The sequence below is a fragment of the Bacteroides ovatus genome (assembly GCF_001314995.1).
GTDB lineage: Bacteria > Bacteroidota > Bacteroidia > Bacteroidales > Bacteroidaceae > Bacteroides > Bacteroides ovatus.
In genome coordinates this window covers 1988244-2013782 of the sequence record NZ_CP012938.1, presented here as the reverse complement: position 1 = coordinate 2013782, position 25539 = coordinate 1988244, and the positions used below count along the sequence as shown (strand labels likewise).

The 25539-nt window shown below is 40.6% G+C and carries 24 protein-coding genes, 2 tRNA genes and 1 pseudogene; 17 read left to right on the top strand and 10 right to left on the bottom strand.

Annotated features, from left to right (window positions below; all coding sequences use genetic code 11):
* Positions 1-36 precede the first annotated feature (36 nt).
* From feoB to Bovatus_RS25170, 7 genes and pseudogenes are all read left to right on the top strand, one after another.
* A complete protein-coding gene (gene feoB / locus Bovatus_RS08180) occupies positions 37-2523 on the top strand; it encodes a ferrous iron transport protein B (protein ID WP_004300787.1) in 2487 nt (828 codons plus the stop codon).
* Complete coding sequence (locus Bovatus_RS08175) at positions 2520-2735, top strand: hypothetical protein (RefSeq protein WP_004300786.1); 216 nt, start codon at positions 2520-2522, stop codon at positions 2733-2735. The genes feoB and Bovatus_RS08175 overlap by 4 nt, the downstream gene beginning before the upstream one ends.
* Positions 2736-2786: 51 nt before the next feature.
* A tRNA-Cys gene (locus Bovatus_RS08170) sits at positions 2787-2858 on the top strand.
* A gap of 134 nt (positions 2859-2992) precedes the next feature.
* The gene (locus Bovatus_RS08165; protein WP_004296258.1) at positions 2993-4654 is read left to right on the top strand and encodes an IS1182-like element ISBf3 family transposase; all 1662 of its coding nucleotides are present in this window, start codon (positions 2993-2995) and stop codon (positions 4652-4654) included.
* A 242-nt stretch (positions 4655-4896) separates the two neighbouring features.
* On the top strand, positions 4897-5550 hold the full coding sequence (locus tag Bovatus_RS08160; RefSeq protein WP_004300785.1) for a hypothetical protein: 654 nt from the start codon (positions 4897-4899) through the stop codon (positions 5548-5550).
* Between the two features lie 200 nt (positions 5551-5750).
* Positions 5751-8774 carry a PAS domain-containing hybrid sensor histidine kinase/response regulator gene (locus Bovatus_RS08155; protein WP_004300784.1) on the top strand — a complete coding sequence of 1008 codons (3024 nt, stop codon included), beginning with the start codon at positions 5751-5753 and terminating at the stop codon, positions 8772-8774.
* A 40-nt stretch (positions 8775-8814) separates the two neighbouring features.
* Positions 8815-9694: pseudogene (locus tag Bovatus_RS25170) on the top strand (DMT family transporter).
* 59 nt (positions 9695-9753) lie between these two features.
* Here the strand turns inward: Bovatus_RS25170 and Bovatus_RS08140 are convergent.
* Positions 9754-9827, bottom strand: a tRNA-Thr gene (locus Bovatus_RS08140).
* A 94-nt stretch (positions 9828-9921) separates the two neighbouring features.
* On the opposite strand from Bovatus_RS08140, the gene Bovatus_RS08135 reads away from it, so the two are divergent.
* On the top strand, positions 9922-10524 hold the full coding sequence (locus Bovatus_RS08135; RefSeq protein ID WP_004300781.1) for a TlpA family protein disulfide reductase: 603 nt from the start codon (positions 9922-9924) through the stop codon (positions 10522-10524).
* Positions 10525-10668: 144 nt separating this feature from the next.
* On the opposite strand, the gene Bovatus_RS08130 is transcribed toward Bovatus_RS08135, so the two are convergent.
* Positions 10669-11400, bottom strand: a complete 732-nt coding sequence (locus Bovatus_RS08130; protein WP_004300780.1) for a class I SAM-dependent methyltransferase — start codon at positions 11398-11400, stop codon at positions 10669-10671.
* A gap of 95 nt (positions 11401-11495) precedes the next feature.
* Between Bovatus_RS08130 and Bovatus_RS08125 the strand changes: the two genes are divergently transcribed.
* Positions 11496-11681, top strand: a complete 186-nt coding sequence (locus tag Bovatus_RS08125; RefSeq protein WP_004300779.1) for a hypothetical protein — start codon at positions 11496-11498, stop codon at positions 11679-11681.
* A gap of 218 nt (positions 11682-11899) precedes the next feature.
* Here Bovatus_RS08125 and Bovatus_RS08120 read toward each other — a convergent pair whose 3' ends face one another.
* The 6 genes from Bovatus_RS08120 to Bovatus_RS08095 all read right to left on the bottom strand — a co-directional run bounded on the left by Bovatus_RS08120 (position 11900) and on the right by Bovatus_RS08095 (position 16710).
* Complete coding sequence (locus tag Bovatus_RS08120) at positions 11900-12277, bottom strand: VOC family protein (RefSeq protein WP_004304308.1); 378 nt, start codon at positions 12275-12277, stop codon at positions 11900-11902.
* Positions 12278-12291: 14 nt separating this feature from the next.
* Positions 12292-13437, bottom strand: a complete 1146-nt coding sequence (locus tag Bovatus_RS08115; protein ID WP_052588002.1) for a DUF4468 domain-containing protein — start codon at positions 13435-13437, stop codon at positions 12292-12294.
* Between the two features lie 13 nt (positions 13438-13450).
* Positions 13451-14182: an MBL fold metallo-hydrolase gene (locus Bovatus_RS08110; RefSeq protein WP_004300775.1), complete on the bottom strand. Its 732-nt coding sequence runs from the start codon at positions 14180-14182 to the stop codon at positions 13451-13453.
* 67 nt (positions 14183-14249) lie between these two features.
* Positions 14250-14897, bottom strand: a complete 648-nt coding sequence (gene pdxH, locus Bovatus_RS08105; protein WP_004300774.1) for a pyridoxamine 5'-phosphate oxidase — start codon at positions 14895-14897, stop codon at positions 14250-14252.
* Positions 14898-14940: 43 nt separating this feature from the next.
* Positions 14941-15645: a pirin family protein gene (locus Bovatus_RS08100; protein ID WP_004300773.1), complete on the bottom strand. Its 705-nt coding sequence runs from the start codon at positions 15643-15645 to the stop codon at positions 14941-14943.
* A 63-nt stretch (positions 15646-15708) separates the two neighbouring features.
* On the bottom strand, positions 15709-16710 hold the full coding sequence (locus Bovatus_RS08095; RefSeq protein ID WP_004300772.1) for a 2-hydroxyacid dehydrogenase: 1002 nt from the start codon (positions 16708-16710) through the stop codon (positions 15709-15711).
* 209 nt (positions 16711-16919) lie between these two features.
* Between Bovatus_RS08095 and Bovatus_RS08090 the strand changes: the two genes are divergently transcribed.
* Positions 16920-18290 (top strand): OmpP1/FadL family transporter, encoded by a 1371-nt coding sequence (locus Bovatus_RS08090; protein ID WP_004300771.1) that lies wholly within the window; start codon positions 16920-16922, stop codon positions 18288-18290.
* Between the two features lie 117 nt (positions 18291-18407).
* Here Bovatus_RS08090 and Bovatus_RS08085 read toward each other — a convergent pair whose 3' ends face one another.
* Positions 18408-19697 (bottom strand): DcaP family trimeric outer membrane transporter, encoded by a 1290-nt coding sequence (locus Bovatus_RS08085; RefSeq protein WP_004300770.1) that lies wholly within the window; start codon positions 19695-19697, stop codon positions 18408-18410.
* Between the two features lie 163 nt (positions 19698-19860).
* Between Bovatus_RS08085 and Bovatus_RS08080 the strand changes: the two genes are divergently transcribed.
* The 5 genes from Bovatus_RS08080 (at position 19861) to Bovatus_RS08060 (ending at position 23642) form a co-directional block, all read left to right on the top strand.
* Positions 19861-20367: an RNA polymerase sigma factor gene (locus Bovatus_RS08080; protein ID WP_004300768.1), complete on the top strand. Its 507-nt coding sequence runs from the start codon at positions 19861-19863 to the stop codon at positions 20365-20367.
* 239 nt (positions 20368-20606) lie between these two features.
* Positions 20607-21287, top strand: coding sequence for a queuosine precursor transporter (locus Bovatus_RS08075; protein WP_004300766.1), 681 nt, complete (start codon positions 20607-20609; stop codon positions 21285-21287).
* An 8-nt stretch (positions 21288-21295) separates the two neighbouring features.
* Positions 21296-21955, top strand: a complete 660-nt coding sequence (gene queC / locus Bovatus_RS08070; protein WP_004300765.1) for a 7-cyano-7-deazaguanine synthase QueC — start codon at positions 21296-21298, stop codon at positions 21953-21955.
* A 558-nt stretch (positions 21956-22513) separates the two neighbouring features.
* Positions 22514-22969 carry a preQ(1) synthase gene (gene queF, locus Bovatus_RS08065; RefSeq protein ID WP_004304260.1) on the top strand — a complete coding sequence of 152 codons (456 nt, stop codon included), beginning with the start codon at positions 22514-22516 and terminating at the stop codon, positions 22967-22969.
* Positions 22970-23006: 37 nt separating this feature from the next.
* The gene (locus tag Bovatus_RS08060) at positions 23007-23642 is read left to right on the top strand and encodes an HD domain-containing protein (protein ID WP_004300762.1); all 636 of its coding nucleotides are present in this window, start codon (positions 23007-23009) and stop codon (positions 23640-23642) included.
* 60 nt (positions 23643-23702) lie between these two features.
* Here the strand turns inward: Bovatus_RS08060 and rlmH are convergent, their stop codons facing one another.
* Positions 23703-24176 (bottom strand): 23S rRNA (pseudouridine(1915)-N(3))-methyltransferase RlmH, encoded by a 474-nt coding sequence (gene rlmH, locus Bovatus_RS08055; RefSeq protein WP_004300761.1) that lies wholly within the window; start codon positions 24174-24176, stop codon positions 23703-23705.
* Between the two features lie 127 nt (positions 24177-24303).
* On the opposite strand from rlmH, the gene Bovatus_RS08050 reads away from it, so the two are divergent.
* Positions 24304-24696 carry a DUF4783 domain-containing protein gene (locus Bovatus_RS08050; protein ID WP_004300760.1) on the top strand — a complete coding sequence of 131 codons (393 nt, stop codon included), beginning with the start codon at positions 24304-24306 and terminating at the stop codon, positions 24694-24696.
* A complete protein-coding gene (nadC, locus tag Bovatus_RS08045) occupies positions 24689-25537 on the top strand; it encodes a carboxylating nicotinate-nucleotide diphosphorylase (RefSeq protein WP_004300759.1) in 849 nt (282 codons plus the stop codon). The genes Bovatus_RS08050 and nadC overlap by 8 nt, the downstream gene beginning before the upstream one ends.
* The last annotated feature ends 2 nt before the right edge of the window (positions 25538-25539 follow it).

Below are 25539 nucleotides of genomic sequence, written 5' to 3'. Positions count from 1 at the left end.
AGTTATGAATTATCTTTGCCAAAAATTTTGAGAGTTATGCGTTTGTCCGAATTAAAAACAGGAGAAAAAGGTGTTATTGTAAAGGTATTGGGGCACGGTGGTTTTCGTAAACGTATTGTGGAGATGGGCTTCATTAAAGGTAAAACGGTTGAAGTGCTGTTGAATGCTCCGCTAAAAGATCCCATAAAATATAAAGTTTTAGGTTATGAAATTTCTCTTCGTCGTCAGGAAGCTGAAATGATCGAAGTTATCAGCGAAGAGGAAGCAAAGAAACTGGCCGAGAAGACCGTTTATCATGAAGGATTGCCTGAAGACCTTTCAGTAAAAGAAGAAGATATGAAACGGTTGGCGTTAGGTAAACGCCGTACCATTAATGTTGCTTTGGTCGGAAACCCGAACAGTGGCAAGACTTCTTTATTTAATCTTGCATCCGGTGCTCATGAGCATGTTGGAAACTACAGCGGCGTAACCGTGGATGCCAAAGAAGGTTATTTTGATTTCGAAGGCTATCATTTCCGTATTGTCGATTTGCCGGGAACTTATTCTTTGTCTGCTTATACGCCGGAAGAAATCTATGTGCGTCGTCATATTATCGATGAAACTCCGGACGTGATTATTAATGTAGTCGATTCCTCTAATCTGGAGCGAAACTTATATCTGACTACTCAATTGATAGATATGAATGTCCGCATGGTGGTAGCTCTGAATATTTATGATGAGTTGGAAGCCAGTGGAAATACATTGGATTATCATCTGTTGAGTAAGTTGTTCGGGGTGCCGATGTTGCCTACTGTCAGTAAGAAAAATCGTGGATTGGATACCTTGTTTCATGTTGTTATCAATCTGTATGAAGGAGTAGACTTCTTTGATAAACAGGGAAATATGAATCCGGAAGTTCTTAAGGATTTGACCGAATGGCATGATTCTCTGGAAGATCGTAAGAACCACGAGGAAGAGCATTTGGAAGATTATGTACGTGAACATAAAAAGACGGGGCGTGTCTTCCGGCATATTCATATCAATCATGGTCCTGATATCGAAAAAGCGATTGAAGCTGTAAAAAGTGAAGTGTCCAAAAACGAATTTATCCGTCATAAATATTCTACCCGTTTCCTATCCATTAAATTGTTGGAGAATGATCCTGACATTGAGCGCATTGTGCGGACATTACCAAATGCGGATGAGATATTCCATGTCCGTGATAAGATGTCGAAGCGTGTTCAGGACACAATGAATGAGGATTGTGAATCGGCTATTACGGATGCTAAATATGGATTTATCAGTGGTGCACTGAAGGAGACATTCACAGATAATCACTTGGAGCAGGCGCAGACAACAAAAGTGCTGGATTCGATCGTAACTCACCGTGTCTGGGGATTTCCTATTTTCTTCCTTTTTATGTATCTGATGTTTGAGGGTACGTTTGTCATTGGAGAATATCCGATGATGGGGATTGAATGGCTTGTCGAGCAGATTGGTGACTTGTTACGCAATAATATGGCGGAAGGTCCATTTAAAGATTTGCTGATTGATGGAATTATTGGTGGGGTAGGAGCGGTTATTGTCTTTTTGCCGAATATCTTGATTTTGTATTTCTGCATTTCTCTTATGGAAGATTCGGGTTATATGGCTCGTGCAGCTTTTATCATGGATAAAATCATGCATAAAATGGGATTGCACGGAAAATCATTCATTCCTTTGATTATGGGATTTGGATGCAATGTACCTGCTATTATAGCTTCCCGTACTATTGAGAACCGGAAGAGCCGTCTTATTACAATGTTGGTAAATCCTTTGATGTCTTGCAGTGCGCGTCTGCCAATTTATTTATTGTTGGTGGGTGCTTTCTTCCCGAACAATGCAAGTCTGGTGTTGTTAAGTATTTATGTGATTGGTATTGTACTGGCTGTGGTAATGGCCCGCTTGTTTAGCAAGTTTCTGGTGAAGGGTGATGATACTCCATTTGTGATGGAACTTCCACCTTACCGGATGCCGACAGCAAAATCGATCTTCCGTCACACATGGGAAAAGGGAGCGCAGTATTTGAAAAAGATGGGAGGCATTATTATGATTGCTTCTATTATAATCTGGTTCTTGGGGTATTATCCGAATCATGATGCTTATGAAACAGTTGCCGAGCAGCAGGAAAATTCTTATATCGGCCAGTTGGGACGTGGTATAGAGCCAGTTATAAAACCACTGGGATTTGATTGGAAACTAGGTATTGGCTTGCTTTCCGGTGTGGGAGCGAAAGAATTGGTAGTAAGTACATTAGGTGTCTTATATGCAGATGATCCGGATGCTGATTCAGTAAGTTTGGCAGAACGAATTCCGATTACTCCATTGGTTGCTTTCTGTTATATGTTGTTTGTATTGATTTACTTCCCGTGTATTGCGGCGATAGCGGCTATAAAACAGGAATCGGGTAGTTGGAAATGGACGCTTTTTGCTGCTTGTTACACAACGGGATTGGCTTGGCTTGTATCATTTGCTGTTTATCAGATTGGAGGATTGTTTGTATGAATAATTGGCAAGATTGGGTAGTCGGAGTACTGGTTGTACTCTGCATTGCCCGCGTCATATATGGAATATTTCGTTTTTTTCGTCGTACGCGAGAAAATCAGAATCCTTGTGACAGCTGTGTAAGTGGCTGTGAACTAAAGGATATGATGGATAAGAAACGCGGAGAGTGCGATGTAAAGAAAAAAAGTACAAAGAAAAATTGCTGCGGATAGTTGGTAGTTTCAAAATTTGTACTACCTTTGCAACCGCAAACGAGAAATAATGGTTCCTTGGATGAGTGGCTTAGTCAGCGGTCTGCAAAACCGTGTACGGCGGTTCGAATCCGCCAGGAACCTCAAGTAACACTTTGAATGAGGTTGTGTCAAAACGCTGACACAGCCTTTTTTTATGCGCAAAGCCCAGACTTTCTCAAGCCCGGGCTTTGTTATTACCCAAAGTTTTCGTATCTTTAGGTATAAAGTTTTTCGTTATGGCAAAGTTACATTTTCGTCCTTACATTCCCAACCAAACCGTTCTTTTTCCACAAAGAATTGATGAAAACATAGCTGCGACCGACCCGGTCCGCATCGTGAATGCTGTTATTGACAATCTCAATCTTGAGAGTTTCAAGAAGCTTTATAAGGAAACGGGCCGTTGTCCTTATCATCCTAAAATGATGCTTAAGGTGATAATCTACGCCTACATGAATAATATCTATTCTTGCCGTAAAATAGAGAAGCACCTCCTTCGTGACATTCATTATATTTGGCTTGCCGGTAATGAGCATCCGGATTTTATCACGATCAACCGTTTTCGTAACCGTGTAAAGGAGGAAATAAATAATGTATTTACCCAGTTGGTTCTTGTCCTTGCCGATAAAGGTTTCATCAGCCTTGATGTGGAGTATATCGACGGCACCAAGATTGAATCCAAAGCCAACAAATATACTTTTGTCTGGCGCAAGACAGTCGAACGGAACCGTACGAGACTAATGGATAAAATCCGTATTCTCTTGGAACAGGTGGATGAAGCCATTGCACAGGAGAACTCTATAAAAGACACATCCGTGGAGTTTACTCCCTGCAGGCTCTCTGACATAGTGGATGAACTTAAAGAAGCCCTGGAACGCCAGCCTGCAACAAAGGATAAGGAAGAAAAGAAAGCCCTGCGCAAAAAGAAGAAGCAGGTCATGGAACTTGAAGGGTATCGTGACAAGCTGATAGAATACGACAATCACCTTGATACCCTTGGAGAACGTAACTCCTATTCCAAGACCGATCCTGGTGCCACATTCATGCGCATGAAAGAAGATGCCATGAAGAACGGGCAGACCAAACCCGGATATAATCTGCAAATAGGTACTGAAAACCAATTCATCACAGACTTCCGTCTGTTTCCCAACCCTACCGATACACTGACCCTCATACCTTTTTTCCACTCTTTCCAGTACCGCTATAACCGTTTACCGAATATCTGTGTGGCAGACTCCGGTTACGGTTCGGAAGAAAATTACCGGTTCATGCAGGAGAATGGGATAGAAGCCTTCATCAAGTATAATTACTTCCATAAAGAACAGCGTCCTCGTTATACTCCCAACCCATTCCATGCCGAAAGTCTCCATTACAATGCCCAAGAGGATTATTACGTTTGTCCTATGGGACAGCACATGAACCGTATAGGAACCAAACGTGACAAGACAGCGAGCGGATACATCATCGAAAGTGCCCGGTATAAAGCAAAAAGATGCGAAGGTTGCCCTTTGCGTGGCAGTTGTTTTAAAGCTCGGGGGAACCGTATTATAGAAGTCAACCACCGATTAAATCAATACAAACGGCAGGCACGGGAAAGGTTGCTCTCAGAAGAAGGTATCAAGCATAGAGGCAGGAGGTGTATAGAACCAGAGGCTGTGTTTGGACAAATGAAATACAACATGGCATACAGAAGATTCCGGCATGTGGGAGAAGACAAGGTTACAATGGACTTTGCTTTCTTTGCTATAGCCTTTAATATCAAAAAAATGTGTGCTAAACTGATAAAAGAAGGAAAGGGGCTCATTACAGTTGCCAAATATATGTTTATGGGACTATTTATAACCCGATATAATTGGAATATAGCAACTTGTTGCCAAATGCATGAGGAAAAAGCAGCATAGCCAAAAGAAAATATAGCAGAACTGTAAAATATAAAAGAGGTTGTGCCAACGTTTTGACACAACCTCATTTCTTTTTGGGGGGACCATTCTGGGGACCAATTAGGTAGTATATTATGGATATACCGTTACTGCATGCGCTAATCCTTTTTATTTTAGGTTTTTCCCTACTGACAATTATGGAATTCACTTATTAATTCTGATTTTCCTGCGTTACTTTTGTTCTAAACCAAAAGAAAAACGCCATGAAAAAGATTTTATTTATCCTGTTTGTTGCCCAGTTTATTTTGGCTCCTTATATAATAAAGGGCTATGGTGCAAATCTTGTTGAAGATAATTATGAGTATTCGGGAGTTGACCAAGGGAGAGAGACTGTTGAAAAGGATATTTTAGGTAATATCATTATCCGTGATGATAATGGTAATAGAAAGACTATTGAAAAGGATATCTTAGGGAATATCATCATTCGTGATGATAAAGGCAATAGAAAGACTATTGAAAAGGATATTTTGGGGAACATCATTATCCGTGATGATAGAGGCAATAGAACGACTATCGAAGAGGATATTTTAGGAAATTTCATTGTTCGTGATGATAAAGGTAATAGAAAGACTATTGAAGAAGATATTCTAGGAAATACCATTATCCGGGACGATAAGGGTAATAGAAAAACTATAGAGAAAGATATTCTGGGAAATACTATTATTCGCGATGACAAAGGTAATAGAAAGACGATTACAAAAGATATCTTTGGGAATACTATTATCGAGGATGATAAGGGGAATAGAACAACTATTAAAAAAGATATTTTTGGAAACGAAATAATTGAATATGGTAACGGTCATGGGAAAATTATTAAAAAGGATATTTTTGGAAATACAGTCATTGAGGAGTATTAAAATGTACTTTTTAAAATGATAATATATGGGATGTCATTTGAGATAGGGGTTATTCACAATATCGTGGATAGCCCCTTATTGTATGTTATAACCTGGCAATAATATGTTCGCTATAAAATCATATTATAATCGTAAAAGTGTATATATTTGCATAGTGCGGAGATAAAATATTTATTTCTAAGTTATTCAAGGATAAAGAAATGGAACACAAACAATTACTAACTGTATTTAATTCACTTCCTGTTGGAATAGGTTTCTTCACAGCCGATGGCACTCTGGTAAGATGCAATGAAAGCTTCTGCCGAATTTTTGGCGCTGACTCGCAAACGCTTCTTGGTAATAAACTCAACATAAATGAAAATTCTGTGGTTCCTGACGTGGTGAAGGAAGCAGTTCGTCGTTGTGTTCCGGTACAGATGAGTTTTTTGTATGATTTCGATAAACAGAGAACCGATAAACGTTTTTTCTCTACGCGTACCCGGACCTGCTATTTGAAATGTAATGGTAATCCTCTTTATGATAATGATGGCAAGTTTGTTAATTACATTTTTATCTTTGAAGATATTACAGAAACGGTGAAAAGTGAAGAGGTACTCCGTCAAAGTCGCCGGAAAACGGAGCTTGCTATGAAGGCAGCCAACATCATGTTTTGGGAATTTGATGCAGTGCCCAAATTATTTTATAGTGATAATGAACCGCTGAATGGATACGATCAGTCTAAGCCAGTTAGTATGGCACTATATCTGGAGACTTTGCATCCGGATGACCGTAGTCAGGTTACTGAAGTAATGGAAAGAATGAGCAATGGGGAAGATTTTTCTTTTTCTTTTGATAGCAGGGTTATGTTACCGGATAGCTCAACCTGGCAATTTTGTACGATAAGCGGTGCTCCTTATGAATTTGATTCTAATAAGAAGGTATTGAAATATGTTGGTACCCGAAAGAATAATACGGAGGTGCAGAAAAAGGAGCAGTTCTTCTATAATATATTAAATAATCTTCCGTTATCTGTTCATATCAAAGATGTAGAGAATGATTTCCGCTATGTTTTTTGCAATGAAGAGAGTAAGCTCATGTTTGGTACCAGCGAAGATAAAACTACTTATGATGTGCTGAGTGAAGAAGAAGTAGAGCGTATTCAGAAGACTGATTTAGAGGTATACAATACTGGGAACCCTTATTTCGGCATGGAACGTATTATACTGAAGGATGGACGCAGCTATGATACTATTGTTCGCAAAAGTATAATTGAAGATGATGGCAAACGCTTTCTGTTAAATACCCGCTGGGATCAGAGTTTACAAAATGAACTGAAGCGTCGTGCACAGCTGTTAACTGTCACTATGGAAGCGATGAATGCCTTCACCTGGTTTTTTGAGCCGGCTAAGAACAGGGTGAGTTTCGGTGAAGGTTTTGATAAAAATGGGAAGAAGGCATCAGAAATTAATTCGGTCGAGAAATATCTGACTCTCGTACATCCTGATGACCGACAAAAGTTTGCTGAAACTTTGCAAAAGGCGGTAGAACTAGGAAGCGGTGTATGGGATGTGGAATATCGCATTGACTTTAAAGGAGATGGCATGTATCAATGGTGGGAAACGCGTGGCCTTGTTGAAACCACAACTTTGAACGATGCTCCTTATAAGTATTTGTTCGGTATGACGCAAAATATCGATTCCTATAAGCAGACTGAATTGACCTTACTAAAGAATAAAGAAATACAGGACGCTTTGGTACGACAGAATGAACTGGTTCTTAACAATACGAATTCAGGGTTGGCCTACATCACGAAGGAATATATGGTTCAATGGGAAAATATTTCGTTATGTTCAAAAAGTCTTTCTTTTGAAGCCTACAAAAAAGGTGAACTTTGCTATAAAAGTACATATAATCGTACTTCTCCCTGTGAAAATTGTGTGATGCAACGTGCTTTTGTTTCATTACAGACGGAACAGATGAAGTTTTCGTTGGACAGTGCGCATACCGTTGAAGTGTTTGCCACTCCCGTAGTTCTTGAAGATGGATCTGTGGATGGTGTTGTAATTCGCGTGGATGATGTAACGGAGCGTGAAAAAATGATTAAGGAATTGCAGGAAGCCAAACATCAGGCAGAGCAGTCTGATAAATTGAAATCTGCGTTCCTGGCGAATATGAGTCATGAAATCCGTACTCCCTTGAATGCTATTGTAGGTTTTTCGGAGTTGATGGCTTATGCCGGAGAAGAAGAAAAGGCGGACTATATCCAGATTATTAATAGTAATAATGAGTTATTGCTAAAACTGATAAATGATATACTTGATTTATCCAAGCTGGAAGCCGGTTCGGTAGAACTGAAATACGAACCGTTCGACTTATCCGAACATTTTGAAAACATGTTTACTTCCATGAAGCAGCGCCTGAAGAATCCGGATATCGTGTTAACTGAAATCAATCCTTATCACTGTTGTCAGGTAACTCTGGACCGTAATCGCGTGGCACAAATTATAACGAATTATGTCACTAATGCTATCAAATATACTTCAAAAGGTTCTATTAAAATGGGATATGCATGTAAGGATGGAGGCGTCTATTTTTATGTGAAAGATACCGGTATTGGTATAGCTGATGATAAAAAAGGAAAAGTATTCCAGCGTTTTGAGAAACTTGATGAGTTTGCCCAAGGTACCGGACTTGGACTTTCTATTTGCAAGGCAATTGCAGAAGCTATGGGAGGTAAAGTCGGCTTTGAATCGGTACACAATGAAGGATCGCTGTTTTGGGCATTTTTACCTTGTGAAGTCGATACACTTTCTATGGTAGAAGAGAAGAAAGAAGAGAATATCTCCGGAGGAGAGTTTGATGCGAATGACGAAGTGATGGAGAAGAGTGCCGGTCGGAAAACAATTCTCATAGCTGAAGATATACAAAGTAATTATCAGCTGGTGTCTACTATCCTGAAGGATCATTATGATTTACTGCATGCGGAGAATGGGCAAAAGGCAGTGGAAATAGCGCGTAGCCAACATGTCGATTTGTTGTTGATGGATATGAAAATGCCTGTACTGGATGGATTGAAGGCTACAGCTGAAATACGTAAGTTTAATGCTAGCTTACCTATCGTCGCACTTACCGCCCATGCTTTCGATTCTGACCGGATTGCTGCAATAAAGGTCGGCTGTAATGAATATCTGGTTAAGCCGCTTGAAAAAATGAAATTAATGGTGGCATTAAAGAAATATTTATAATCTTTGCATTGTGAATATCTGGAATTAGTTGAATATATCGATGAATCGTATTAAAGGTATACTTTATGCGGCGGTATCCTCCTCCACTTTTGGGCTGGCTCCGTTTTTTTCTATAACTCTGTTGTTAGCTGGTTTTTCGGCTTTCGAGGTGCTTTCTTATCGTTGGGGAGTGGCTGCTATTGTATTGACACTGTTTGGATGGTGTTCGGGATGTAATTTCCGGCTGGCAAAGAAAGATTTGTTAGTCGTTTTTTTTATTAAGTTTGTTGCGGGCAACCACCTCATTCAGTTTGCTCATTGCCTATCAGAATATAGCCACGGGGGTAGCATCGACTATTCATTTTATGTATCCGTTGGCTGTATCATTGGCAATGATGTTTTTCTTTCATGAAAAGAAATCTCTTTTGGTGATGCTTGCTGTTTTAATGTCTTTGTTTGGTGCTGCTTTACTGTCATCGGGAGAGTTGGAGGCGAAAAGTTGTGATACAATAGTAGGATTGGTGGCGGCTTGTATTTCTGTCTTTTCTTACGGAGGATACATCATTGGGGTTCGAACAACACGAGCCGCTCAAATCAATTCCACTGTACTGACATGTTATGTTATGGGGATGGGAGCTGTTCTCTATCTGATAGGAGCTATGGCAACTTTCGGGCTTCATCTGGTGACAGACGGTTATATATGGCTGATTATTTTAGGACTTGCATTGCCGGCTACGGCTATTTCCAATATAACTTTGGTACGGGCAATTAAGTATGCGGGACCTACACTGACTTCTATTTTAGGTGCGATGGAACCACTGACAGCCGTTGTGATCGGTGTCTTTGTTTTTAAAGAACTGTTTACCCTGAATAGTGTTATTGGAATTCTTTTGATTTTGTTGGCTGTGGGTATGGTAGTATTTCGTAAGCAAAAATCTTAAAGAAGATATTAATAAAAAATGCTGCTTATCTGATGTGATAAACAGCATTCATTCTGGAGAGCCTCTTGTCGGATTCGAACCAACGACCCCGAGATTACAAATCACGTGCTCTGGCCAACTGAGCTAAAGAGGCGTTTTTCTTTTGCGGGTGCAAAGGTATGAATTTCTTTTAAAAATGCAAATACATCGCATACTTTTTTTATATTTGCAAAGTTACCAATGATTAGATGAAAATGAAAATTATGAATGTATGTAGTGTGGCGCTTTTAGCCATAGGTATATGGGCTTGTTCCGGACAGAAGAAAGGAACGGCGAATGTTGAAGTTGCAACAGATAGTGTAGAAGTAACTGCGGATGCAAAATCAGTTCAGGCAGATAGTACAGGATATATTGTTCGGGTAGGAGAGATGGCTCCGGATTTCACAATTACCTTGACAGATGGGAAGCAAGTGAGTTTATCTTCCCTTCGTGGTAAAGTTGTCATGTTGCAGTTCACTGCAAGCTGGTGTGGAGTTTGCCGTAAAGAAATGCCGTTTATCGAGAAGGATATTTGGTTGAAGCATAAAAATAATGCAGACTTTGCTCTGATTGGCATTGACCGTGACGAACCGCTTGACAAAGTACTGGCTTTTGCAAAATCTACCGGAGTCACTTATCCGTTAGGACTGGATCCGGGAGCTGATATCTTTGCGAAATATGCATTACGTGAATCCGGAATAACGAGAAACGTGTTGATTGATAAGGAAGGAAAAATTGTAAAGCTGACTCGTTTATATAATGAGGAAGAGTTTGCTTCTCTTGTGCAGGCAATTAATGAAATGCTGAAATAAAAGAGAACCTTCATCAGATGTTTCCAACGGAACATATATGAGTATATAAAAATAGTAACGCTATCCTGATGTGATGGCGTTACTATTTTGGTTATATAGTGACGCTATCCGGAGTACATACCGTCACTATATGATGATGCATTTTCAAGCAATGCTAAGTTTGACCAGGTAATCGTAATGCTTTCCTTCTTTTATCAATTCTGCCTTAAAACCACATTCGGAAGCATATAAGCTAAGAGTCTGGAAATCTACATATAACCAGTCGAATGTGTCTCCTTTTACATCTTTATATTGCATTTGGAAGTCGATCTCTCCGTAGTAATCTCCGGCCAGATCGATGACTATGCTACCGTCTTCCTCTTCAAAAAGATAACGCAAATCACTGGAATCCATAAATATGCATCCACCGGGGCGGAGAATACGTTTCATCCGTTGGAAAAATTCGGGCATATTATTCAGCCGTCCGATGATTCCGGAACCATTCATGAGCATTAGGATCGTATCGAATGTTTCGGAAAATGTTTCATCAAAAAGGTTGATGAGACGAGGATCGTTCACTCCACGTTGTTTCATTACTTCGACAGATAAAGGAGAAATATCAATGGCGCATACGTCTTTTCCCATTTCCTGAAGTGCGAGCGCATGGCAACCACTTCCGGCACCTACATCCAAAATCCGTCCAGTAGCCATTTGCAGGGCGGTACGCTCTAGTATAGGCATAGACTGTATACTACGAAACAGTTCTTTGACGGGAATTTCATCTTCTTCGAATTGAGAAGAAAATACCCGCAAACGATCAGCTCTATGATGGTTGAAATAGTCAGAAATAGCGGCTCCCATCGGGTCCTTTTCTGCAGAAAGAATTGTTGTTGCCATTGGTGGTTACGATTGTTAACTTTGCAAAGATAAATAAATCCGTAGAAAAGGGTTATCTTTGCCATCGGAAATGTTGAATACTAATAAATGATTATATGAGTATAGAAGAAGCAATCATGGGTGGTATCGTTTTTAAAGGTAAGAAAGATAAGCCCAAAGAAGAGGAAAAGGTGAAAACGAAAGCGAAAAAAGCGACGTATATTCGTGGACAACATGGTTCGGGTGCAGCGAAGATGAAAGCAGATATCCGGAAGAAAAGAGCTAGCCGACATAAAAAATAAAGGCTGTAGCAATAAACGGATCATCAATCCGGTTGCCTTTTAGTCATTGAGGAGTGGCTTTTTTCTGATTAAGCAACTGGCAAGGTGGTGTTTATTTTCGGATACATATTTATAGTATTTGTTGTTTTAGGTATATATACTATGTGTTTGATAGATCATATATTCTACATAAAAAGTGGGGGCAGGATAATTATCCTGCCCCCACTTTTTATATAAAATCACTTCTGTGGGAGTATTTCAATCCAGTAATCATCCGGGTCATTAATGAAATAAAGCCCCATGGCAGTGTTCTCAAAACATACACAATTCATTTCTTTGTGATAGGCCCTGATTGCATCGTAATCACCGGCTACACGAAAACATAGGTGACTTTCGTTTTCCCCCAGTTCGTATGGAGCAGTATGATCTTTGAGCCATGTCAATTCCAATAGGAAACCAGTTTCATTATCTGTCAGGTAAACCAGTGTGAATGAACCGTCGGATGCTTCTTTCCGATGATGTTCTTTTAAGCCGAGTGCTTTCTCATAAAAAGCGATACTCCGCTCCAGATTTGTAACGTTGATATTAAAATGGTCAAATTTACTTTTTATTTCCATTGTTGCAATTTTCCTTATTTTTTCATTAAGAGTTTCACAATTTCTCCAACATAGGTACGGGGTTGTCCGGCTTGCGGAGTTGTCTGTGAAGGCATTTTCTTACATTCGATAACAGCTGAAGGAGTTGTCTGGTTCGGGGCATACAATTTCAGTGTATAGCTGTCTGCCTTTTCTATTGCCTCATAAGGTTGGTCGGGTGAAAGTGTGCAATATGCAACAGCTTTTCCTGATTGATAACCTAATGCACCACCTGCATTTGCAGTCATATTGGTCATGTTGAACTCATCTTTTCCAATACTGATTACTAATTTACCACTTCCCATTAAGGCATATACTTCGCCCGGAATTTGTTTCAAATCAATTTCTGTATAACCCGGCATATCTGTGGAAGCTTTGCCTACTGGAGTAGCAGGAGTGAGAGTCGCAGCAGGAACTGTAGTTTGAACGGGTTCGGCGGTCGTCACTTTAATATCAGTCTTTTTATCTGTGCCACCAATGATAATCGGGCCTGCGGCTGCAACGATTGATGGAGTTTGTTGCTCTTCTTCTTTCTTCTTTTTCTCTGTCTTCGGACGAGTATCAGGTGCTCCGAAAGCTACTGCTACATCCATAAACATATCATCTGCGAAGTCTACAGTTTTTCTACGCCATTTAGCCAGGCCGCGCACTAATTTGGTCTTTGCTTTATTGAGCGCATATTTATCAGTAATCCATTCTTCCGCTTTGTATTTCTCTGTTTCGCGATAAGTGAAACGGATTTTCTCAAGCTCTACTAGGCAGTTGCCGGGTTTACAGGTAACGGTAATCTGATAGTTGACCAGTGTACGGTCTAATGACAGAGCACTGGAACTGAAAACAATCCATTCTTCTCCAACACCGGCAATTGTTCCCTTTGCTTCGTCAGAGAAAACAATGCGGCTATCAATATTTTTATTTTCTTTCAGACGTTCGTCCATCCACTTTGTCATTGTGTCGTAGATTTGTGCCTGACTCATTCCGGGAATCTGGAACTCTTTGGAAAATACTACTTTACCATCTACTTCAGGAACAGCTCCTACAAGGTACCTGGTGTCATCTTTCTTCTCTTTTGCAGAATCTGCCTTCATCGCCATCGGCAATGCAAGGAACAGGGTAAGAAACAGAATCGTAAATTTATTCATAATTATCATGTGTTTATTTGGTAATCTCAAAACTTTCGCCCCGATGGGTGATGCTGATAAAACGGCATCCGGCATTTTCAGCAAAACTACGAAGCGCATTTCCCCCCTCATAATCTTCACTGAAGTGCATGGGCGCAAATATAGTAGTTTTTATTTGTTCGATGAACTGTTTTGCCCCTTTCATGTAATCTTTTCCCATTCTCCGATCCACCGGGAATAGTATTAAATCGATGTTTGGCGCTTTTTCTTTTAAATATTTAACTTCTGCAAGGAAATCACCATTGGCTTTTCGGATCTCTTCTTCAGTAGATTCCTCACTCCAATGCCAGTTGTTCAAGTCGCCGGCATGGAAAATACTCCAATCTTGCAGGTGAAGCAGGAACGAACTGCCGACATCCGTTGAGCCGAAAGCATCGATACGAATTGTCTCGTCTTCGTATGTTTCTCCTTTTTTAATATAGAAAGCATCTTCGGCTTTGGCACGATGGGATTTCAAGATATCTTTGGAGAAAATATATTGAATGTCGGGGCGTTGTTCTTTCCAGGTCAATATCTCACGGTTAAAGTGGTCGGGATGGAAATGGGTGGCCAATACATATAGTTTACCCGGCCTTTGCAGGAGATAATCATGTACGATTCCCCGGTTATGTTCCGTTTCGGAAGAATCTTTGTAGTAATCGATGATAACGGTTACACCTTCCATTTCGATGGCGAAACCGCTGTGATAAATATAATCCAGTGTCATAAGCTGACTATTTTATAGTTGCAATATTACGTATTCTAGTTGGAGTTGCCAAGAAAAATCGACGAAATCAAGGAGCAAGACGACTGATTTTCCATTCCCCGTCCGGTTGCAGGGTATATAAAAAACGGTCATGCAGACGGTTGGGGCGTCCTTGCCAGAATTCAATCCTTGTAGGGGTAACGGCATATCCGCCCCAATTATCGGGCCTCTCCACTTCTTTTCCGATCCACCGGGCTGCCTCCCTGACAAAAGACCGTATTAATTGCATTCGGCTTGTTATAGGTTGACTTTGGGGAGAAATTCGTGCACCGACCCGACTTTTATAAGGACGTTTCCGGAAATATTCATCCGATTCTTCCGGAGGAACTTTCGTCGCTATTCCCTCTATATGTATTTGTCTTTCGAGGGCGTGCCACACAAAAGAGAGGGAGATATACGGATTTTGTGCCAATTGCCTGCCTTTACGGCTTTCATAATTGGTATAGAAGACAAATTTTCCATCATGGAGCCCTTTTAATAATACGGTACGCGTGGACGGTCTCCCTTCAGGGGATACGGTTCCTACAATGACAGCAGTTGGTTCATCCACCTCTGCGTCAATTGCTTCTTGTAGCCAACGGTTGAAAAGCGAAAGCGGGTCGCCCGGAAGTTCATTTTCCCGCAACCCGCCTTTCGTATATTCCTGTCGGATATCTGCTATGTTTAATTTCGCCATAAGATTATCTGGCAGTTTTAGTTCTTAATTTCTAATGATGGAATCACATAGGTACTTCTATTAATAGAATATGTGAATCTTTCAGTGTCTCCAGTTCGAAACTGTTGGTATCGTAAACACCCATACCGTCCCGGCGTTTCAACACTTCGCCATCTACTACAATTTCTCCTTCAATGAGGAAAATATAGACGCCTGCATGACTTTGATGCATGTGATAACCCAGTTTCTTTCCGGCTTCTACTTTACCGATTGAGAACCAGGTGTCTTGCAAAAGGGAAGCAGGTGTACTGCCGTCGGGAGATACGATGACTGCCAGTTCATTCGGACGTTCCAACTCTGTGATACTGAAATCCTGATAAACGGGACGGGTGTTCCGTTCTCTTGGCATAATCCAGATTTGCAGGAATTCTACCGGTTCTACAGGGCTTGCATTCACTTCACTGTGGAAGATTCCCGTTCCGGCACTCATTGTCTGAATTTCTCCAACAGTAATGATGCGGCTGTTCTTCTTGCTGTCTCCATGTTGCAGATGTCCTTTCAGAGGGATGGAGATGATTTCCATATTCTTATGCGGGTGAGTCTGAAAACCTTCTCCGGGTGCAACTTTGTCATCATTCAATACGCGAAGGGCACCAAAGTTGATACGATTGGAGTCGAAGTATTCGTCAAAACTAAAAGTATGGTAACTATCCAACCAATCGTACTGGGAATGTCCTCTTGTATCTGCTTTATGTATTACTTTTTTCATAAAATCTGTCCTTTCTCTTATTTGTTTATATGTTTTGTAAACAAAGAAAGGAGCTTAAAAGTTTTATTTCTTCACTTCATTTAGCAAAGGCTTATGATTGATAAAATCTTTTATGTTTTGCAGGGTGGTCACCGCAATATTCTCCATCGCTTCATGTGTGAAAAAAGCTTGATGAGAAGTGACTATCACATTGTTGAATGAAAGTAAGCGGGCGAGTACATCATCGTCGATGATGCGGTCGGATTGATCTTCATAAAAGTATTCGCTTTCTTCCTCATATACGTCCAGTCCTGCGGAACCTATTTTCTTGTTCTTCAACCCTTCAATCAATGCATTGGTATGAATCAGCTGTCCACGGCCGGTATTGATAATCATAACTCCGTCTTTCATTTTGCTGATAGAGTAGTCGTTAATCAGATACTTGGTCGCTTCGGTGAGCGGGCAATGCAAAGAGATGATATCCGAATTGTGATATAGTTCGTCCAGTGAAGTATAAACTATTTGTTCTTCACGGGCGAAGTTATGGTCCGGATAGAGGTCGTAAGCCAATATGTTCATTCCAAACCCTTTTAAGATGTGAATCAGTATTTTCGCGATTTTTCCTGTACCGATGATGCCTGCTGTTTTTCCGTGCATATCGAATCCCATCAGACCGTGCAGGGAGAAATTACCATCTTTGGTACGCCAGGAAGCACGGGGAATTTTCCGGTTTAGCGATAGCATAAGAGCTACGGTGTACTCTGCAACGGCATAAGGAGAGTAGGCAGGAACCCGTACTACGGTAATTCCGGCAGCGGCGGCAGCATCTAAATCTACATTATTAAATCCGGCACAGCGTAGTGCCAATAGTTTTACTCCGTTGGCTGCCATCACACGGATTACTTCTGCGTCGGCAACGTCGTTCACAAAGATGCAGACAGCATCCACTCCTTGTGTCAGTAGTACGTTGTTCTTATTCAGATGCCCTTTGTAGTAGCGTATCTCAAATCCGAACTCTTTGTTTTTGTCATTGAAAGAGGACTCATCATAAGGCTTTGTGCCGAAAAATGCAATTGTATAGGCCATAATATTATTCTATAAATTATATAATATTAAACGTTGGAGCAGGTGAATTTGTTTAATCAATCCATTGCTTGTGAAATAGATTGTTTCATTAGAAACAGTTTATTTTTTCAATTAAAATAGGAGGCTAAATGAAAATAAATGCACAAACGTATCTTTCGTGTGCAATAATATCGTATCTTTGCGCCCGAAATAATTAAAAAAAGATTTAGATGAGAAAAATTTCCTTGATTGGATTTGTAATGCTAATCGTTTCAATTCCAACTTTTGCCGGAGGTCTTCTGACAAATACTAATCAACACGCTGCTTTTCTTCGTATGCTATCTCGTGGTGCTACCTTTGAAATAGACGGAGCTTTGTCCAATCCTGCCGGTTTGGCTTTTTTGCCGAATGACGGTTTCCATGTGGGATTGAGCATTCAGAGTGCTTTTCAGACGAGAAATATTGATGCTAGCTTTATGACATATAGTGGTCTTGATTTAACAAATCCTACCGCTCCTGTTCCTACCGTTTCCGATAAGCCTTATAGTAAATATTATAAAGGAAAAGCTGCTGCGCCGGTTATTCCCAGTGTGTTTGCCGCATATAAGAAAGGAGATTGGACTATTTCCGGTTTCTTCGCTATAACTGCCGGAGGTGGAAAGGCTTCGTTTGATGACGGTTTACCTATATTTGAGTCGGCTGCTATGGCAAAAATATTCCAAAAGAGTTTGGACGGAGTAGCGCAAGGGGGGCCGATAATGACCCCGGACAAATATATCATCAATAGTGCTATGGATGGCAGACAATACATCTATTCCTTGCAGTTGGGCTTATCTTATAAAATAACTGATTGGCTTTCGGCTTTTGCCGGTGCCCGTATGAATTATTTTTCAGGAGGTTATGAGGGATTCCTGGATGCTAAAGTGGGAGATACAGACTTAATGAATTTGGCTTTGGACTGTGACCAGACAGGTTGGGGATTAACTCCGGTGATAGGCGTGGATGTAAAATGGGACAAGTTGAACATTGGAGCTAAGTATGAGTTCAAGGCTAACATGAATATTGAAAATAAAACTCATAAATTGGACTATCCTGCCGAAGCGGAAGCTTTGATAGGCAACTATAAAAACGGTGTCAATACTCCGAATGATATTCCTTCCATGCTTTCGGTAGCAGTGGCTTATGAGTTTCTTCCAGTACTGCGTGCATCTGTAGAATATCACTTTTATGATGATAAGAAAGCAGGTATGGCAGATGGAAAGCAGAAGTTCTTGACTAAGGGGACTAACGAATATCTGGCAGGTATTGAATGGGATGTGACCAAACAATTGTCGTTAAGTTGTGGTGGGCAAATTACGGATTACGGATTGTCCGATAACTTTCAGAGCGATACTAGTTTCTCTTGTGACTCTTACACATTGGGCTTTGGAGCGAAGGTGAAGTTGAGTGAAAGAGCAGCTTTAAATGTTGGCTATATGTGGACTACTTACGAAGATTATACGAAAGATTTTTCCAATTATAATGGTACAGGATTGCCTGGTACCAATGTATATAGCCGTACCAACAAAGTATTTGGTCTTAGCATTGACTACAGATTCTAAATAAATTAGAACTCAATAAAATACGAAGTTAATAATGATGTGAGGGAGATAGCGTTTCAATGGCTGTCTCCCTCTTCAATTTTATACAATGAAATAATCTTTTATGTATATGCTGATTTAGAAAGAATACTGCACCAGCATATTCAACCGGTTGGCATGACGGGTTGCGGAACTGAAATCAGTACGCCATCCTCTTAAATATTCTACGCCCACTTGCAAATTACTGCTTACATTCCAGAAAGCATTAGCCACTAAATACTGTCCTTTACGATAGGATTCCGGATTTTCACTTGGGTATCCGTTTTCAGAATAAAGTCTGGATAAACTATATGTACCAGATATAAAAATGCTCGGACAAAGGTTGTATTGCAGCCCTGCATACCATCCCAGCATTGGGAGAACCTGCATTTTTCCCTCATTATCAGGATCGGGAACGATATCTACGTTCAGATTACTTAAATCGTTCAGGTAAGATCCGATACCTTTTCCATAATTAAACTGTCCGAATGCCTGTAATTTCTTCGTAATATTGAAAGTTGTAGATGCTTGCAGACCGAAGCCGGTGGCGGAATAGGCTTTCTCATGAACGTTACTTGAGTAAGTCATACTACGGACAATAGCACCTAATTTAACGTGACTGCTACTATTCCAGTTATACTGTACGGAAGTGGCAAAGTCCGGCATTCGTTGGGTGTTGATAGACAAGTCATTGTTGGTTGTACCGTCTACTGAAGGCATTTCCATTGAAACACCGAATTTCCAGTTTTTCAACTTATCGCACATATAGCTCAATTGCGTAGTGCGGTAAAAGGCTGATCCGTTAGGACCTGCAAAGTCGATGGTAGGAGGCAGTGCGGAGAGGTCCATGAACGAACCGTAGCTGTATCCGATCGTGAAACCGAGGAATTGCGCATAAGCATTCTGCAATTCAAAGGTTTTTCCGTCACCCCGGAAGTTTCCGGCTGTGTAGACAACGAAGTCTCCCAGATGTTTCGTACGTCCTACCAGTTTGAGGAATAGGGTAGAAGTGGAGATGTCCATCTGGAATTGATTCTTGGCAATATTGCCGCTTCCGCGTTGTGGAATCAATGCCGGATAGAAATCGACATCATTTACGATACCGTTAAAGTCATACTCTGCTGTTGCACGAACATATCCTCCGATACCCAGGGCAAATTTCCCTTTCTGGTCGGTTAGCAGGAAACGGGGAGCATTCGGGTCGTGGAAACGCATCTGCGAACGGTCGTTCATGATTCGGATGATTTCATCTCCTGCTTTGTTTTTCGAAACAAACATGATAGAATTCGGTTCTTCATCTTCGATGACTACCTTCTGTTGTGCATAGGCACAGAGGGGGAAAATTCCTATCCCCAGTAGCATAGCTACCATTTTAAAGCTTGTTTTCATTATCAGTTAAGTTTTAGGTGAATGCCCAATGAACAACTAAAAAAAGAAATGGTTGAGAGGGGCAAAGGAAAAATTGCCAAACTAATCGGAAGAATTGCTATTTATAATGATTCTAAAAAAACGGACCTTTGTATCGTACTAATTAGATAAAGGAAATACGACGATGGAAAAAGTTGATTTTACTCAAGGAATATTAGCGATACAACCGGATTTGCATCGCTTCGCATATAAATTGACGGCAGACCGCGAATCTGCTAATGATTTGGTTCAGGATTGTTTGTTGCAGGCATTAGATAATCAGGAGAAGTTTACGTATAGCAAAAATCTGAAGGGATGGATGTATACGCTTATGCGTAATATTTTCGTGAACAACTACCGTCGCACAGTTCGTGAAATGAACCTGATTGATGATAGTTACTCCATCAATCAACAACATCTGATAGAAGATGAAGATGCTGATAGATTCGAGTTTACGTATGATATGAAACAGTTGTACCGGGTGATACATTCCATACCGGAAGAGATGAAAGTGCCTTTTCAGATGTTTGTAGCCGGATTTAAGTATAGAGAAATTGCCGAAAAATTAGGATTGCCGATGGGAACGGTAAAGAGCCGTTTGTTTTTCATCCGTAAGCGGTTGAAAGAGGAATTGAAAGACTTCTCCTCTTGATGCGGATGCCTGATTGAGTGATGTGTTTTTAAGGTCAAAGTGATGAGCCTTCCTGTCAGAATACGACGACTGACAGGGAGGCTTATTTTTTCTTCAATTATCGGGAAGACAGATTCTGGTAAGATGAATGTGATAATTCCAGTTTTATTTTTTACCTTTGCACTCCGAAAGAATAAAAAATGTATGATGCCGTGAATAGCGGTCGTGTATTCTAGAACACCACGTAAAAAACAGGAATTATGAAAGAAAAAGTATCTGTACCCTTTATGCTGCTGGGCATTCTGTTTAATGTCTGTCTCATTGCAGCCAATCTTCTTGAAACAAAAGTAATCCAGGTAGGTAGTCTGACCGTGACAGCCGGATTATTGGTTTTTCCTATTTCTTATATTATTAATGATTGTATCGCCGAGGTTTGGGGATTCAAGAAAGCGCGGCTCATCATTTGGAGCGGTTTTGCCATGAACTTCTTCGTGGTTGCTCTTGGGTTGATAGCTGCTGCCATTCCGGCTGCTCCTTTCTGGGAGGGCGAGGAACATTTCAATTTTGTGTTCGGTATGGCTCCCCGTATTGTGGCTGCCAGTCTGATGGCTTTTCTGGTAGGCTCATTTCTCAATGCGTATGTGATGAGTAAGATGAAAGTAGCCAGTCAGGGGCGTAACTTTTCGGCCCGTGCCATCTGGTCGACTGTTGTAGGTGAGACTGCCGATTCATTGATTTTCTTCCCGGTAGCTTTTGGTGGAGTTATTGCCTGGAAAGAACTGCTTATCATGATGGGGATTCAGATTGTGCTGAAATCCATGTATGAAGTTATTATCCTTCCGGTGACAATTCGTGTGGTGAAAGCAATCAAGAAAATAGACGGTAGCGATGTTTACGATACCAATATCTCTTATAATGTATTGAAAGTCAAAGATATTTAATATAGAATATGAATAGAGAAGCAGCATTGGTTGTGTTTAGTGGTGGGCAGGATTCTACCACTTGTTTGTTTTGGGCAAAACGCAACTTTAAGAAAGTATATGCCTTGAGTTTTCTTTATGGTCAGAAGCATCAGAAAGAAGTGGAGCTTGCACGGGAGATAGCCCGGAAAGCGGAAGTGGAATTTGATGTGATGGATGTTTCCTTTATCGGACAGTTAGGTCATAATTCATTGACCGATACTACGATGGTGATGGATCAGGAAAAACCTGCAGATAGCGTTCCTAATACCTTTGTTCCGGGACGTAATCTGTTTTTTCTAAGTATCGCAGCAGTATATGCCCGTGAACGTGGTATTAATCATTTGGTAACGGGAGTTTCTCAAACAGATTTCAGCGGTTATCCCGATTGCCGTGATGCCTTTATCAAATCTCTTAATGTAACTCTCAATCTGGCTATGGATGAACAATTTGTGATTCATACCCCTTTGATGTGGATTGATAAGGCAGAAACATGGGCATTGGCCGACGAACTGGGGGTATTGGAACTGATTCGCACCGAGACTTTGACCTGTTATAATGGCGTTCAGGGAGATGGTTGCGGACATTGCCCGGCTTGTACATTGCGTCGGGAAGGATTGGAAAAGTATTTAAAAAGTAAGAATCAATAATATCTCTACATAGAGATTAAAATGCGTTTTTTTGCTGTCATCTGTCACATTGTTGTAGATAAATGTTTGATTATAAGATTTCTAGTTTGTGACAGCAAGTAGTGACAGCAGCTAAATTTGACATTTTGCCGTCACATCTATTGTCACCGGTAAGTTCTAATTAATAAATGATAGTAGTTTCTGTCCGGAATGTATTGGCTTAGATTAGTTTCAACAGCTTGAAACTGTTGTTTCATCAGTGAGAAACTAAAGTTTCAACGGTAGGAAACTAAAGTTTCTAACGCTTGAAACTATAAGTTCCAAGTAATGAAACACTTTGTTTCAAGGCGGGAAACACATTGTTTCAGGCAATGAAACACACCGTAACAAGTAAGATGAGGAGAAAGCAAACGTAGGATAAGAGTTGATGGTGATAGGTGATAGATGCGGTGATAGGTTATAAAATGAATCCTTCACCACTAAAACCTTGATGAATAAGGCGTTTGAGGCAGGACGGTGATAGGTGAAAGAAGAAATGCGTTTTTTTGTTTAGAGTAGAGGTTGTAGTTAATGAGTGCAATGACAGAATTAAAAGACCAACTTTCCTTATTAGGAAGAAAAACCGAGTATAAACAAGATTATGCTCCTGAAGTACTGGAAGCCTTTGATAATAAGCATCCTGAAAATGATTACTGGGTACGTTTCAACTGCCCGGAGTTCACAAGTCTGTGTCCTATTACCGGACAGCCGGACTTTGCCGAAATACGTATCAGCTACATTCCTGATATAAAAATGGTAGAAAGTAAGAGTTTGAAACTCTATCTTTTCAGTTTCCGCAGTCATGGAGCCTTTCATGAAGATTGTGTGAATATCATAATGAAAGATCTTATCCGATTGATGAATCCCAAATACATAGAAGTAACGGGAATATTTACTCCTCGTGGTGGTATTTCCATTTATCCGTATGCCAATTATGGTCGTCCGGGAACAAAGTTCGAACAGATGGCAGAACATCGTTTGATGAATCGGGAATAATATAAATAAAAGAATTCATTAGCTAAAAAGATCGAATATGACTCATCATGTGCCTGCTGAATTGCAAAACTATGTTCGGCAAAGTATTATCCCTCAATACACTAACTTTGATAAAGCGCATCAAATTGACCATGTAGAAAAGGTTATTGAGGAAAGTCTGAAATTAGCGACTCATTATGAAGTCGATTATTCGATGGTTTATGTCATCGCTGCTTATCATGACCTGGGGTTGTATGAAGGACGTGAATTTCATCATATAACCTCCGGCAAAGTGTTGTTAGCCGACGAAACTTTGCGGCGTTGGTTTACGGATGAGCAGCTGTTGCAGATGAAAGAGGCGATAGAAGATCATCGGGCTTCCAATAAACAGGCTCCCAGAACAATCTATGGAATGATTGTTGCCGAGGCTGACCGAATTATTGATCCCGAAGTTACTTTACGTCGTACCGTACAATATGGGCTGTCTCATTATCCGGAGATGGATAAAGAAGAGCAATATGCCCGTTTTCGGAAACATCTAACTGAAAAATATGCAGCAGGAGGGTATCTGAAGTTATGGATACCCCAATCGGATAATGCCGGACGGTTGGCAGAACTTCGGAATTTGATTACTAATGAAGACGAACTCCGGCAGGTATTTAATAAACTTTATATAGAAGAGAAGAATGGATAATGATATCCATCTTCTTTATTGTATAATTCATTTTTCACGGTGCATCTTTGTGGATGTAGTTTATTCATGATGATACGGCCCTCCATTCAATATAGTCATCGCCCGATAAATCTGCTCAACGAATATCAGCCGGATCATCTGATGAGAGAAAGTCATCTTCGACATTGAAATCTTTTCGTGTGCCACTTGATAAACCTTTTCTGAAAAGCCATAAGGTCCTCCGATAATGAATACCAGTCGTTTATTGACCGTGTTCATTTTTCGCTTCATATATTCGGCAAACTCCAGAGAACGCATTTCTTTTCCGTGCTCATCGAGCAATACCACCACGTCGCCCGGTTGGAGAGCTTTCAATATCAGTTCCCCTTCCTTTTCTTTCTGCACTTCCATTGAAAGACTCTTCGTGTTTTTCAGTTCGGGAATCACTTCCATATCAAAAGTGATATAGCGTTTGGTGCGCTGGATATAGTCATTGATGGCAGTTATATAGTGTTGTTTTACGGTTCGTCCTACGACGAGCAAGGTTGTTTTCATACGTCTACAATTCTGATTATTGCACAAAAATAGGCATTTTTTATGTTATTCTGCAATTAATGCTTACCTTTGCCTATCATTAGTTGAAAGTTTAAGCCTTTAAACTTCAACTTAAAAGCTTGTAATTATGAAAAAACGAGTGCTCGTAGGAATGACCGCATTGCTTCTTTCCCTCTCGTTGCTAATGGCGCAAGAGATACCGGCAGGAGTGATTACGGCATTTAAAAGAGGAAGCTCGCAAGAGCTAAGTAAGTATATGGGGGACAAGGTAAACCTGGTGTTCCAAGGTCGCTCGACAAACGTTGACAAACAGAAAGCAACAGCTGCGATGCAGGAATTCTTTACGAAGAATAAAGTCAGCGGATTTAACGTGAACCATCAGGGAAAACGGGACGAATCAAGTTTCGTTATCGGTACGTTGGCTACTACTAATGGGAACTTTCGTGTGAACTGCTTCCTGAAGAAAGTGCAGAATCAATATTTAATACATCAAATAAGAATTGACAAGATCAATGAATAAGGAAAAAGAACTGATCGACAAGTTGATCGATCTTGCTTTTGCAGAAGATATAGGTGATGGCGATCATACCACCCTTTCATGTATTCCCGCTACGGCAATGGGAAAATCAAAATTGCTTATCAAAGAAGCCGGTGTGTTGGCTGGCATCGAAGTAGCTAAAGAAATCTTCAACCGTTTTGATCCTACCATGAAAGTGGAAGTGTTTATCAATGACGGAACAGAAGTGAAACCGGGTGATGTAGCAATGGTAGTGGAAGGAAAAGTGCAATCTTTACTTCAAACCGAACGCCTGATGTTGAACGTGATGCAGCGTATGAGCGGCATTGCAACAATGACCCGTAAATATGCAAAGGTATTGGAAGGTACAAATACCCGTGTGCTTGATACCCGCAAAACAACTCCCGGTATGCGTATCCTCGAAAAAATGGCAGTGAAAATCGGTGGCGGAGTAAACCATCGTATTGGTCTGTTCGACATGATTCTTCTGAAAGACAATCATGTGGACTTTGCCGGAGGTATCGACAAAGCAATCACTCGTGCCAAAGAATATTGCAAGGAAAAAGGTAAAGACCTGAAAATAGAAATAGAAGTCCGCAGCTTCGACGAACTGCAACAAGTTCTTGATCTCGGCGGAGTAGACCGTATCATGTTTGATAACTTCACTCCCGAAATGACAAAGAAAGCAGTAGAGATGGTAGCAGGCAAATACGAAACCGAATCTTCGGGCGGTATCACCTTTGATACTCTTCGTGAGTATGCCGAATGTGGCGTAGACTTCATCTCTGTAGGAGCTTTGACTCATTCAGTGAAAGGGCTGGACATGAGTTTCAAAGCATGCTGATA